Source organism: Arthrobacter sp. SIMBA_036 (genome assembly GCF_046535135.1).
Lineage (GTDB): Bacteria > Actinomycetota > Actinomycetes > Actinomycetales > Micrococcaceae > Arthrobacter.
Map to the genome: position 1 here is coordinate 221,684 of NZ_JAWRXG010000006.1, position 11,909 is coordinate 233,592.

The following is an 11,909-nucleotide window of genomic DNA, read 5'->3' on the forward strand; positions in this document are numbered from 1 at the left end:
CCTAGATCAGGCCTTCGGATGTGAGCCATTCCTTGGCAACATCTGCTGGGTCGTCGCCATCGACGTCGGCTTTGGCATTGAGCTTTTGCATGACTTCGGTGGTGAGTTTCGGTGAAACCTTGGACATGATATCGGCGATGGCAGGGTATTTTGCCAAGAGATCGGACTTGATGGTGAGGGCGCCTTGGTAGACGGGGAAGAATTTCTTGTCATCATCCATGACCTGAAGCTTCAGTGCCGGGATGCGACCATCCGTTTCGAAGACCTCGCCGAAGTTGCAGTCCTGGCCCTTTTGGGTGGCGGTGTAGATGACACCGGTGTCCAGCATGGAAACCTTGGCGTTGGGGCTCAGTCCGTATTCCTTCTTCAGACCGGGCCAGCCGTCGTCGCGGGTGGAGAATTCGCTTTCCATGCAAAAGGTTTGTTCGCTTGCGGGGAGCTTGGCGACGTCGGACATGCTCTTGATGCCCAATTCCTTGGCCTTGTCCTCGCGGATCGCGAAGGCGTAGGTGTTGTTCAGGGGGGCCGGGTCAAGCCAGGCAATGCCCTTCTTGGCATCGACGTCCTTGACAGCCTTGAACATCTCAGCTTTGTCCTTGATGGGGGTGGTTTGTTTGTTGTAGGTGATCCACGAAGTTCCCGTGTACTCCCAATATCCGGCGAACTGGCCGGTCTCGAAAGCCGTTCGAACGTTGGCCGATCCCACCACGCTGGTGTTGGTGGTGGTGTTTGCTCCGTGGGCGTTCAGGACGAGGCTGGTGATGTGGGCCAGGATGAACTGCTCAGAGAAGTCCTTGGCGCCAATGACACCGGTCAGTCCGTCAAGTTCCTTACCGCCGGATGCTGCAGTTGAGGAGGAAGATGCCGCGCCTCCGCAGGCTGTGAGGCTCAGTGCCACCGCCACGCCCGTGGCCAGAAGGGTCATTACAGGTTTCTTCATGATGGTTCCTTTTGTTTGTTCGGGACGTTTCATATGCCTTTGGGCTTGAGGAGGTCCTCGGCCAGCCCGGCAAGCCAATCAATGGTTAGGGCAATGCAAGAGACGACGACGGCACCGGTCACCAACACGGGCCAGCGCTGCAGCTTGAGCCCGTTGACGATCATGTCGCCCAGGCCGCCGGCGTTGATAAAGGTTGCAACCGTGGCGACGCCGACGCAAAAGACCAACGCGGTCCTTAGTCCCGCCACGATCACGGGAATCGCCAACGGTAGTTCGATGGTGGTGAGGACCTGGAACGGCCGCATGCCCATGCCCCTTGCGGCTTCGGTAAGGCTGGAGTCAACCTGCTGCAGTCCCACCAACGTGTTGCGGAGCACGGGAAGTACCGAGTAGGCCACCAGCCCAACCAGCGCCACTTCGAAGCCGAGCTTCCACACGATGGCCAAAAGGATCACCAAGCCGATGGCAGGAGTTGCTTGGCCCACGTTAGCGATGCCAAAAACCACCGCATGCACTGCTTTGGAGTGAACCCGGCTGAGCATAATCCCGACGGGGATGGCGATGACGGCCACGATCGCGGACGCGGTCACCGTCAGCGCCAGGTGTTCACGGGTCCTGTCGGCGAGGTAACCCCAATTCAGGGTGCGGAGTTCGATGGAGTCCAAGGTGAGCGAGGAGATCCAGAGGAAAAGGGCGAGCAAGGCTGCAACGATCACCAACGGGGTACCAAACCGTTTGAAGGTGAAGTAGCCGCCCTTACGATTCGAAGGAGTACCGAACGAGGTGGCAAGATCCCTCGTTGCTTGTGCCGTCATGGCCTTGCTCCCCCGGCTAATGCAGGTGGGAGGACTTCGGTGCCAAGGACCGCCGAGATTCGCTCGATGTCGATGGATCCCACCGCCCTGCCGTTCTGGTCGACGACGGTGACGGGCAATCCGCCGGACAAAACCAGTGCATCCAGCGCATCCCGGAGGGAGGCCTCAACGCCGATGGTCAGCGCGCTCCGGCTGCCGGTAGGCCCCAAGGCCGCGTGGCCCACGGGAATGAGCCCAAGCCGCTTCAGCGCGGCCCCGTGCCCGACGAACTGCGAGACGTAGGCGTTAGCGGGATTCGCCAGGATGTTCGCCGGAGTGTCGAACTGCTCAATCTGCGAGCGCTCGGACAACACCGCAATCCGGTGCCCCAGGCGCACAGCCTCGTCGAAATCGTGGGTAACGAAGACAAATGTTTTGCTCAGCTTTTCCTGCAGCCGCAGGAACTCGCTTTGCAGCTTCTCCCGGGTGATGGGGTCCGTAGCCCCAAATGGCTCGTCCATGAGCATCACCGGCGGATCGGCGGCCAAGGCCCTCGCCACGCCGACGCGTTGTTGCTGGCCACCGGATAGTTGCCGTGGATAGCGGGAGGCAAAGGTGGCGGGATCGAGTTCGACGACGGCAAGCAGCTCCTCCACCCGGTCCCTGATCCGCTTCTTGTCCCAGCCAAGGAGTTTGGGGACCACCGAGATGTTCTCTGCGATGGTCATGTGCGGAAACAGCCCGATCTGCTGGATGACGTAACCAATCCGCCGTCGGAGTTCGTTGGGGTCGAGCGAAAGGACGTCTTCACCGTCGATGGTGATGGAGCCGGAAGTGGGTTCGATGATTCGGTTGATCATCTTCATGGTGGTGGTTTTGCCACAACCCGAAGGGCCGACGAACATGATCAGCTCACCAGGGGCGATGTCCATGGTGAAGGACTCGACGGCTGGAATCACCAGGCCGGGATAGGTTTTAGTGACGTCCTTGAGGACGATCCGGGCACCATTGGCCGGACGGGTTGTTGTTGCCGGATGGGTTGTTGTTTCAGACACGTAGTCCCCTTGAGGTAGTGACGCGGCGGATGAAGACGAATGCGCCATCCAGCAGCAGGGCAAGGATAATGACGCCGACAGTTCCCACGACGGCAAAGTTCAGGGCATTCTTGGATCCAAGGCTGGAGAGGCCTTTGAAGATCATCTGCCCCAGGCCCGGACCGCCCACGTAAGCCGCGATGGCGGCTATTCCCATGGACAATTGGGCTGAAACGCGCACGCCGGTCAGTACAACGGGCCACGCCATGGGGAGTTGGACCAGGAACAGCGTCTTGGCAGTTCCCATGCCCATGCCCTTGGCCGATTCCGAAACGGCGACTGGTACTTCACGCAGCCCCACCACGGTGTTTCGGATGATGGGCAGCAGTGCGTAGAAGGCCAGGCCCACGATCGTTGGCGTCCACCCAAGCCCCAGCACGGGGATGAGCAGCGCCAGCAAGGCCATGGAGGGGATGGTCAAGCCAACCCCGGCTCCTGCGATAGCTACCGAGCGGCCGATGGGCCTGTTCCATACCAGGACACCGACCCCCACACCGATGACTGTCGCTATCAGTAGGGAAACGAGCACAACCAGCAGATGCTGGCCTGCGGACTCGGCAATGTCAGCTGATCTCTTGGCGAGGAACTGACCGAGATCCGGCAGAAAAGAGTCGTTCAATGCGATCCTCCTTTTCACTTCGTTGGGGGAAAGGATCCGCTCACAGCGGCGTGAGCCATGACACAACCGTAGAAGGCACGTTCCCTTTTGCGCAATGCATGTTGTTGAAATGTCAACGCAAACGGGGTTAGGATCAATCAATCCGGTTGACTGAAGGAGAGAACCCCATGAAGGCAGCACCTGCTCCCCGGCGCAATTCCTCCGGCTTGCGGCGGGATCTGGAATTGCTCGAAATCCTGGGGTCTCCGGAGTCCGTGGCGGGAAACGGCCTGGGCGTGAACAAGGTTGCCGAGATCACCGGCCGGGACAAGGCCCAAGTATCCAGGACCCTGGCCACACTGGCAGAAGCAGGTTTGGTTAGCCGGGATCCTGAAAGCCTTCTCTACACCTTGGGGCACAGCTTGTATGCCTTGGCCGCGCGGACAACTGAGGCCAGGATGGTCAGCGCATCGGCACCGTACCTCAAGCGGGTGTCCGCGGCTACCCATGAAACCACGCACCTCTGCGTGCTCCGGGGCGGAACTGTCCTGACCCTGAAAAGCGAAATGTCGAACCACACTTACAGGGCCTTGGGCTGGGAGGGCGTCAGCGTTGACGCTTGGAGCACGTCGGCCGGCAGGGTACTTGTCAGCGACTGGGATGAGACCGCGCTAAAGGACTGGTATGACACCCACACGGCCGCCACCAAATCGGGCGTGCGGCCGGACCGCGAGGACCTTTCTCCCTTGGCTTTGCAGTCAGGCCAGAGCCCGGCCACTGGAGACCTCGCCTCCAAAATCCAGTCCTTCGATGACTTGCGCGCAGAGATCCAACTCATCCGCCAACAGGGTTATGCCGTGGTCGACGAGGAATTCGAGTTGGGCGTCGTGGGCGTTTCGGCGCCCGTGTATGACTTCAAACAACGGGTTGTGGCCGCCTTCAACGTCAGCGCCCCCAAGCAACGGTTCGGACGCCACTTGGACCAGGCCGGACAGCTCGCCGCCAAAGTAGCCAGGGACTTCTCCGTCGCGCTCGGCGCCTCCCCCGGCCCCAGCAGGGCGTAAGCGTGTCTTAGCGCAGCGATTTGTCGTCGGGATTTCGGGGCACCACGTAGGTGCTGCCGTCCGGACGGCGAACCGTTTCCCACTGCTGGGTTTCGGCTTGCCGTTGAGCCAGCAGCCTTTGGTTGTCTTCGGTCATCTCGTGATCGAGTGAACTGCTGTGGGCTGGCCCGAAGATGGCCCGCAATTTACCGGTGGCGCGCATGAACTTCTGGGCGAAGGGTTCCTTTGCCACGCTGAACGACTCCTTATTTAGGCGGTGCGATACAACAATAGTACCCTAATTGTTAGTACACTAACTAAAGGGGCGCGGGGTGCCCCTAACAAGGAGGAAGCCATGGCTGGCGCTAACGCCGTCGAGGAAACCGACGATCTCCTGCTGGAGCGGCAACTGTGTTTTGCCTTGACCGTGGCCTCCCGCAGCGTGGTGGGCATCTACAAACCCGTCCTTGAACGCCTCGGGCTGACACATCCCCAATATCTGGTCATGTTGGCCCTCTGGGAACGGAGTCCGCGGACGTTAAAGGACATCAGCGATAGCCTCCTGCATGACCCTGCGACATTGTCGCCGCTGCTTAGGCGCCTGGAAGAAGCCGGACTCCTTACTCGGGAACGCGTCCCGGGCAATGAACGAGCACTCGCCATCACGCTGACAGCCAAAGGCGCGGCACTTCGCGAGCAGGCCACCACGGTCCCCGGGCAGATCCGTGATCGCTTGCACCTTAGCCGGGAGGAGGTGGCGGAACTGCACAGGGCAATGACTGGACTCATCGCCGCCACGCAACGCGAGGGCGTGGATGCAAGCACGCATGGAGGGGCTTCGCCGTCGTCCATGGATGCTCCGGAGGCCAAAAGTCCCGCGTAAAATGGACGCAAAACCGAGGAGTTTGGATGCACATGTTGGATGTTCGCCCGGCCCTGGCAATGCTTGGGGTCGCCGCGGTGACGGCATGTTCGGGCAGTCCCGCTCCGGGCGGCCCCAGCGTCCCCAACTCCGCTCCCCCAACCGGGCAGGGCAACGCCGAACTCTCCATCATGGTGCTTGATGAACCGGGAGGCGTGCCAAGGACTTACACGCTGGTATGCACCGACGGCACTCCAGCCGCCGAAACCCAGCACCCGGCGGCGAGCGCCGCATGCACCGCCATTAAGGACCACCCCACACTTTTGAGTCCCGCGCCGGCCCGGACGGACTTTGCCTGCACCCAGCAATACGGTGGCCCGGCCACAGCCACCGTGACGGGATCCGTGGACGGCAAAGAAATCAACATCGCGTTCAAGCGCACCGACGGTTGCCAGATTGCCCGGTGGGACGCTGCCAGCAGCGTGCTTGGCTCCAGCGGCGGCAGCTGAGTGGCCGGACCCATGCAGCACTTATCCGAGGATCAATGGCTCCCACTGGAGGCAGCCCACCACGCCCGTGTGGCGCGTTATGCCGACCCCTATCTAGCACGGCGCTCGGCAGGTAAGAAGCATCCCGTGGAAGACTTCCTTTTCACCTACTACACCCAAAAGCCCGGGCAATTGCAGCGTTGGCACCCCGGCGATGGCAGGGTGCTGAGCGGTCCGCGGGCCGTCGACCGCGCGGGCTGGAAGTATTACCGAACGCCCGACGGCGAACTCGCCTCGATCGGGCTGGCGCCGGGAACTCCCGCCGTCACCTTCGACCGCACCCGCTTCCTCCGAGACCGCTCCGAAGCCGTCAACTTCGCTGGGATCATCCTGGCGGGAACGGCCAAGCGCCCCGCTCAGTTCGGCTGTTTCGGCCTCCACGAATGGGCGATGGTGTACCGGCAGGAGAAGTTCGAGTTACGCCACGAATACCTGGAGTTGCGGCTCGGCGCCGAGGGCACTGACGCCGTCGTGGACGAAAACCGCATCCGGTGCACGCACTTTGACGCTTTCCGCTTCTACACGCCCGATGCCATCCCCCTCAATGAACACCGACCCACCCGCGAGAACCAGCGGGCCATGGAACAGCCCGGCTGCCTGCACGCCAACATGGACCTCTACAAGTGGGCCTACAAATTGACCCCCGCATTGCCAAGTGACGTAGTGATGGATTGTTTCGAACTGTCATGGCGCATCAGGACCATGGACATGAAGGCCTCCCCGTACGACCTCGAGGAATGGGGATACCCACCCATCAAGATCGAGACACCGCAGGGCAAAGCCGAGTACGTTGAATACCAACGGGCGTTCGCGGCCGAGTCCCAGGAACTTCGGGCCCGTGTGCTTGAGGCAGTACAACCGTTGCTCGGTGAACGGCCCGGCGCAGTCACCGCCGGGGAACCCGCCGCCATCAGCGAAAGGTGACCATGGTTTCCCCCGAAAATAGCGAGTACGACGTCGACCTGACAATCACGTTGACCGAAGCGCCGGACGCGGAAAGCACGGAGTTCCACCTCAGGTCCGCCTCCGGCATCCTCTCGGCCGATCCCAAGTCCATTGATTCGAACCTGCCGGACGCAGCTGCGGCACTTGCCGCCGTCGAACAGTTCGGGGAAGAGGCGTTCTTTCCCGAACCGCAGCCGGACCGCACCTGCACGCAGCAGTATGGCGGTCCGCAAGTGGCCGTGGTGACAGGCTGGTTCCGCGGGCGCAAGGTGCACAGCAGGTTCAGCAAAACCGATGGCTGTGAGATCGCACGATGGCGCACCTTGGCCACACTCTTTGGCGGCAGCACCGGCTCCACCGGGGCCACCTAAACCCCAACGGCACAACAGCCGTGACACAACAGCAGCGGCCGGCGGATAATCCGCCGGCCGCTGCTGTTCACGCCGCTCAGTTAGCTTGCGTTATTGCTCTGCGCAGGATCCGCGTCGCGGATCTTTTTGTCTTTCTTATCCTTCTTCGGGTTTTCCTTATCCGGCACCACCACTGCACCGCCGGGATTGACGACGACGGTCACGAAGCTCGGCTCGCTGGTTCCGTCGAAGGTGAGCCGCCCGATATACGAGCCGGGCGTCAAGTTCTTCCAGTTCAGCGAGATCTGCCCGGTCTTACCGTTGGCCAGGCGAATCGGGTTCGGGGTCACGGTTGCGTTGCCCTCGTTGGCGCCCAAAACCGCCGCATCAACTGTGGCCTTGGTGGCTTGGTTGTTGGGGCTGGCGTATAGGTTGGCGAAGACGTAGTAATCACCGGGCGCCGGATCAGGGACAGTCAGGCTTTCACTGGCCGACGGCGTCGCAGCGCTCAGCTGTTCGCCGTCGGGAGTAAGCACCAGCATGTCAAAGTCGGCGGCGTCGTTGGAGGAGTTGACCGAGAACCTGGCCAAGGCACTGCCTGCTCCCACCGTCACCTTCTTCACGTAGTTGGATCCATCGGTCTCACCCGTGAAAGGTCCCGGGGTCAGCTCGATGGCCGTGGAGTCAGCCTTGGACAGGCCATCGACGGTGACTCCCACCGGCAGGTTGGTGCCGGAGGTGATGTTGATGGCAGCAGAGCCGTTGGGGCCGGTCCCCGTGAACGCCAACGCCTTGTCCGCAATGATGGACTGCGGCCGGACAGCGATCGGTGAGGTGACCGTCTTGCCCGCGCCCTGCCAGGAAAGTGAACCCATGGCGAACTTGCCCAGCGGGGCGTTGTTGTTCTCGAACTGGATCTTGAACGTCCTCTTCTCCCCCGCGGAGGTGAAGTTCAGGACGGCCGGCGTCACTTTGACGTTGATGCCGGGGACGTTGACCGTGGCACGGTAGAGGCCAGGGGTGAGGGCAGTGACGGTGCGGGTGACCTCGATCTTTCCTGCCAGGTTCCCCAAAGCAAAGGAAGGAACGTTCATGTCCCGCGGTTGCGTGGTGCCCAAGCCGGGAATGCCCAGGTCCATTCCAGTGCCCTGGACGAACTTGAGGTAGTCCTCGGTGCTGGCGTCATAGACCAATCCGGGGCTGAGGACCTTTGCGGGGTCCACTTGTCCCGCTCCGGTGGCGAAGACATCCGTGTTGACGGTCCCGTTGGCCAGCTTCACAGGCCCTGCGGTGGTCATCATGGCGGACTTCACCGTAGCCGGAGACCATGTTGGGTTCTTGGAAAGGATCAATGCTCCAAATCCCGCAACGTGCGGGGAAGCCATGGACGTACCGGAAAGGAAGCCAAAGTTGTCACCACCGGTGCCGATGGGCGAGACCCCGGCGAGGATAGCAACACCGGGGGCGGAGACATCCGGCTTCAACAGGTCCGAGTCGGTTGCAAGCAACGGACCGCGGGAAGAGAACCCTGCTATCTGTGGTTGCGGCTCCGGCGGAAGGCCTGTGGTGTCGTGGTTCAGCAAGGAAACGGTGATGGCCGGATTAGCTGCCACCAAGTCCTTGATCGCTTGAGTTGCCGGCGGGTTCACGTGGACGGTGGGTACAGCGTGCTTGTCAGTGTCCAGCGACGAGTCGGTGAGGTTTACCAAGATCATGCCGACACCCCCGGCACGGAGAACCTCGGCACTCTTGGCGGTTCGGTCCACCACGCCTCGGTCACACACCACGACCTTGCCGGTGACCTTGGCGGGGTCCAAGGACCCCGGAGCACAGAGGGCCGCGTTACCGTTCCCGCTTGCAGCCTGGGCGGAGAGCACGACGCCGGCCCCGCTCACCTCATGGTTCATGATGCTCGCTCCGCGGAACTTGCTCCCATCGGAGAACTGCACTGTTCCTTGAAGCTCCTGGGAGAATGACGTAGCCGCGACTGTGGTCAACCACGGGGCGCCGTGATTGACCGTGCCGGGCGTCGGCCCGGAGTTTCCGGCGGAGACAGAGACGAAGATTCCTGCCGACGTCGCCGAAAGGAAAGCGAGCGACACCGGATCCGTGGTGGACGTGGTGGAACCGGAAATGGAGTAGTTCAGTACATCCACGCCGTCGACGATTGCCTGTTCAATCGCGTCCACTGCCGAGGACGCGTAACAACCGCCTGTAGCAGGGTCAGTGTCCTCCCAACAAACCTTGTAAATGGAAAGCTTCGCTGCCGGTGCAATGCCGCTGGTGATTCCGAAGCTGCGCCCGTCCACTACGGCATCGACGTTGCCGTTACCTGCTGCCGTGCTGGCGGTGTGGGTGCCGTGGCTGTCCACATCCACCGGCGAGAGGACCTCTTTCGGCGAACGGTTTTCCGGTGGGACAGTCTCCAGGAAGGAATCGGCAAAGTAGTGCGTGCTGATGACCTTCGAGTTGCACGCCGTGCCATCGTAATCGGCGCCGGCTTGGCATTCACCAACAAAAGTATCGCCGTCCGCCTTGAGCATGGCGATCTTGCCATCAGCGGTGCGGTACGGCACGCCAACCTGCGGGTTACCCACCAAGGGACCCACCGGGTCACCGGCGAAGAACGGGTTGGAGGGGGTATAGCCGGTGTCGATGACGCCTACAACGGTGCCCTTGCCCGCGTTTTCCTGGCCGCCGTATTGCGTTGCCCACGTGCCGTTGGGGCCGCTGAGCTTCAGGAAATCACTCGTTGAATAGTCCGGAGCGTTTTGGGTATCCGGCGCCACCATCAGGACCTTGGGATCCTTGGCCAGCTTGATGGCCTGGTCCGCGGTCAGCGTGGCACTGAAGCCGTTGATGGCGGTGGTGAACTCACGCTTGATGGTCACGTTTTCCTGCTTGGCAACCTCCTGCTGTTTCTGCTGGAGGTGTTCCTGGTACTGCTTCACAGGTGCACTGTTGGCGTCGAGCTTTTTGCCCTTTTCCGCCTTCGTGGGCGCAAGGCCGGCCGTGCCGCCGTCGTATGTTGCCGCAGGCTTTTCGGCCAGGACCACCATGTAGCGTCCATCCTTGTAGGCGCCGGGGTCAAGGTTCTTCTTTGCCACGCTTGCGACGTTTCCTGTCGCTGTCCCCGGGGCGGGAGCAGCTTGGGCTGGCATCGCAAGCGAAGTGAGAAGCAACGGCAAGCCCACAGCCAGAGCCGCGCCCTTACCAAGCCTCCCGCTTCTGGCGAAGCTCTTTCCTGCTGATTTCACGAGTGGTTGCACCTTTCACTGGGAAGGCCCGGCTCCGTCGCCAAGGCCCAAGCGAGCTGACTGCATTCGTGACAACTCTTGTCAAAGAAATACAACCAGCGCAGTCACAGCGTATCGAGTGAGAGCCGAATATGACATCAAGCGCACGCAATTTATCCTGCAACAGAAAGCAAAGCGGTAGCGTCGAGGCATACCGGTATTCGCCTTAACCTTTGGAGCTGCAGTGAAAATCCTCGTTCCGGACACCATCGAGTTGGACCTCTCCCCCGCAGGGGACGACGTGGTTGTGTACCAAGTGGACAAGCCGGTCCCCGCCGAGCACTTGGACGCAGAAGTCTTGGTGGTGTGGCGTAATACGGCGGAGAACCTGGCAAGTGCCGCCCGCGGAATGTCCCGTCTCCAGCTCGTCCAGACCCTCGCGGCCGGTCCCGATAGTGTGCTGGCTGCCGGGTTCGGCGGGAACGTAGCCATCACGTCGGGACGATCACTTCACGATGGCCCCGTGGCCGAACACGCACTGGCTTTGATTCTGGCCGCCGTGCGACGGATGGACCAATTGATGGAATCGCAAAAGGCGTCACAGTGGAACGAGCCATACAACATTGCCCAATCCGCGCCTGACACCGAACGGCTCTATACGCTCGACGGCGCCAACGTCACCATCTGGGGCTTCGGCTCGATCGCAGGCAGGCTCGCTCCGCTGCTGGCAGCTTTGGGTGCCAAGGTCACAGGCGTTGCGGGTTCACAAGGCGAACGGTACGGCTTCCCTGTAGTCGCCGCGGATCAATTGGACGGCATCCTGCGCACCACCGACGTTTTGGTGTCGATCCTGCCGGCAACTGCCGAAACCGCCGACGCCCTCAACGCGGACGTCCTCCGAGCCCTCCCGGACTCCGCCATTTTCGTGAACGTCGGCCGCGGCGCCACCGTGGACGAAGACGCGCTCATCAGCTCGCTTCGGGAGGGCCGGCTGCGGGCCGCGGCACTGGATGTCACCAAGGTGGAACCGCTCCCCGAAAACTCCCCGCTGTGGGCCGCGCCCAACCTGATCCTTACGCCCCATGTGGCAGGCAACAGGCCCAAAGGCGCCTCAGGGTTGGTTCTCACCAACATCTCAGCCCTCAAGAACGGCGTCGCCCTAACCAACAGGGTTGCTTAGCTGTGTCGGTTGCCTAGCTGCGGGGATTGCGGAGCGCGTCACTGATCCGGGCACGGGTCTGAGCATCCAAGGGAACCGTGGTCAACGTGCTTTCCCGGGCAGCCCGTTCCGCCTTGATTTTTTGGATCACCATCCGGCCCAAACCCGCAACAACGGCTGCAGCCATCACGCCCAACACCATCGATCTCGGTTTCTCGGCCATGGCGCCATCCTAACGACGCCGGTTACTTGCTGCCAGTGCCCGCGTTGACTCATGGAAAAGGTCCGCGGAGCCGGGTACGTTGCCTCATCGGAAAAGGTCCGGTTGGGGTTGGTTGGC

General features: G+C 61.7%; 13 protein-coding genes. 6 read left to right on the top strand and 7 right to left on the bottom strand.

Translation table 11 applies throughout. From position 1 onward, the window contains the following. Window position 1: 1 nt before the first annotated feature. From SB659_RS10635 to SB659_RS10650, 4 genes are read right to left on the bottom strand one after another with little or no spacing between them, the layout of a single operon-like run. Window positions 2-940, bottom strand: coding sequence for a glycine betaine ABC transporter substrate-binding protein (locus SB659_RS10635; RefSeq protein ID WP_410550379.1), 939 nt, complete (start codon window positions 938-940; stop codon window positions 2-4). 29 nt (window positions 941-969) lie between these two features. Beyond that, window positions 970-1,755, bottom strand: a complete 786-nt coding sequence (locus tag SB659_RS10640; RefSeq protein WP_410550380.1) for an ABC transporter permease — start codon at window positions 1,753-1,755, stop codon at window positions 970-972. Next, window positions 1,752-2,789 (bottom strand): ABC transporter ATP-binding protein, encoded by a 1,038-nt coding sequence (locus SB659_RS10645; RefSeq protein ID WP_410550381.1) that lies wholly within the window; start codon window positions 2,787-2,789, stop codon window positions 1,752-1,754. Before SB659_RS10645 ends, SB659_RS10640 begins: the two co-directional genes overlap by 4 nt. Next, complete coding sequence (locus tag SB659_RS10650) at window positions 2,782-3,447, bottom strand: ABC transporter permease (protein ID WP_284979194.1); 666 nt, start codon at window positions 3,445-3,447, stop codon at window positions 2,782-2,784. The genes SB659_RS10645 and SB659_RS10650 overlap by 8 nt, the downstream gene beginning before the upstream one ends. Before the next feature lie 167 nt (window positions 3,448-3,614). Here SB659_RS10650 and SB659_RS10655 point away from each other — a divergent pair, with 167 nt between their 5' ends. Further along, complete coding sequence (locus tag SB659_RS10655; protein WP_410550382.1) at window positions 3,615-4,490, top strand: IclR family transcriptional regulator; 876 nt, start codon at window positions 3,615-3,617, stop codon at window positions 4,488-4,490. A 7-nt stretch (window positions 4,491-4,497) separates the two neighbouring features. Here SB659_RS10655 and SB659_RS10660 read toward each other — a convergent pair whose 3' ends face one another. Then, complete coding sequence (locus tag SB659_RS10660) at window positions 4,498-4,722, bottom strand: hypothetical protein (RefSeq protein ID WP_284979196.1); 225 nt, start codon at window positions 4,720-4,722, stop codon at window positions 4,498-4,500. A gap of 102 nt (window positions 4,723-4,824) precedes the next feature. Here SB659_RS10660 and SB659_RS10665 point away from each other — a divergent pair, with 102 nt between their 5' ends. From SB659_RS10665 to SB659_RS10680, 4 genes are read left to right on the top strand one after another with little or no spacing between them, the layout of a single operon-like run. Continuing rightward, on the top strand, window positions 4,825-5,352 hold the full coding sequence (locus SB659_RS10665; RefSeq protein ID WP_284979197.1) for a MarR family winged helix-turn-helix transcriptional regulator: 528 nt from the start codon (window positions 4,825-4,827) through the stop codon (window positions 5,350-5,352). Window positions 5,353-5,378: 26 nt separating this feature from the next. After that, window positions 5,379-5,840: an SSI family serine proteinase inhibitor gene (locus SB659_RS10670; RefSeq protein ID WP_410550383.1), complete on the top strand. Its 462-nt coding sequence runs from the start codon at window positions 5,379-5,381 to the stop codon at window positions 5,838-5,840. Between the two features lie 12 nt (window positions 5,841-5,852). Beyond that, entirely contained in the window at window positions 5,853-6,803 is a 951-nt protein-coding gene (locus SB659_RS10675) for a 3-methyladenine DNA glycosylase (RefSeq protein ID WP_410550384.1), read from the top strand. A gap of 2 nt (window positions 6,804-6,805) precedes the next feature. After that, on the top strand, window positions 6,806-7,195 hold the full coding sequence (locus SB659_RS10680) for a serine protease inhibitor (RefSeq protein WP_284979200.1): 390 nt from the start codon (window positions 6,806-6,808) through the stop codon (window positions 7,193-7,195). 80 nt (window positions 7,196-7,275) lie between these two features. Here SB659_RS10680 and SB659_RS10685 read toward each other — a convergent pair whose 3' ends face one another. Next, window positions 7,276-10,335: a S8 family serine peptidase gene (locus SB659_RS10685; protein WP_410550392.1), complete on the bottom strand. Its 3,060-nt coding sequence runs from the start codon at window positions 10,333-10,335 to the stop codon at window positions 7,276-7,278. A gap of 319 nt (window positions 10,336-10,654) precedes the next feature. Here SB659_RS10685 and SB659_RS10690 point away from each other — a divergent pair, with 319 nt between their 5' ends. Next, window positions 10,655-11,590: a phosphoglycerate dehydrogenase gene (locus SB659_RS10690; protein WP_284979201.1), complete on the top strand. Its 936-nt coding sequence runs from the start codon at window positions 10,655-10,657 to the stop codon at window positions 11,588-11,590. 13 nt (window positions 11,591-11,603) lie between these two features. On the opposite strand, the gene SB659_RS10695 is transcribed toward SB659_RS10690, so the two are convergent. Beyond that, a complete protein-coding gene (locus tag SB659_RS10695) occupies window positions 11,604-11,792 on the bottom strand; it encodes a hypothetical protein (RefSeq protein WP_410550385.1) in 189 nt (62 codons plus the stop codon). Window positions 11,793-11,909 lie beyond the last annotated feature (117 nt).

Excerpts from the sequence above, each read along its gene's own strand:
- SB659_RS10680 (WP_284979200.1), top strand. The coding sequence starts at position 6,806 with ATGGTTTCCCCCGAAAATAGCGAGTACGACGTCGACCTGACAATCACG.
- SB659_RS10635 (WP_410550379.1), bottom strand. The coding sequence starts at position 940 with ATGAAGAAACCTGTAATGACCCTTCTGGCCACGGGCGTGGCGGTGGCA.
- SB659_RS10695 (WP_410550385.1), bottom strand. The coding sequence starts at position 11,792 with ATGGCCGAGAAACCGAGATCGATGGTGTTGGGCGTGATGGCTGCAGCC.
- SB659_RS10670 (WP_410550383.1), top strand. The coding sequence starts at position 5,379 with ATGCACATGTTGGATGTTCGCCCGGCCCTGGCAATGCTTGGGGTCGCC.
- SB659_RS10655 (WP_410550382.1), top strand. The coding sequence starts at position 3,615 with ATGAAGGCAGCACCTGCTCCCCGGCGCAATTCCTCCGGCTTGCGGCGG.
- SB659_RS10685 (WP_410550392.1), bottom strand. The coding sequence starts at position 10,335 with ATGCCAGCCCAAGCTGCTCCCGCCCCGGGGACAGCGACAGGAAACGTC.
- SB659_RS10665 (WP_284979197.1), top strand. The coding sequence starts at position 4,825 with ATGGCTGGCGCTAACGCCGTCGAGGAAACCGACGATCTCCTGCTGGAG.
- SB659_RS10640 (WP_410550380.1), bottom strand. The coding sequence starts at position 1,755 with ATGACGGCACAAGCAACGAGGGATCTTGCCACCTCGTTCGGTACTCCT.
- SB659_RS10675 (WP_410550384.1), top strand. The coding sequence starts at position 5,853 with ATGCAGCACTTATCCGAGGATCAATGGCTCCCACTGGAGGCAGCCCAC.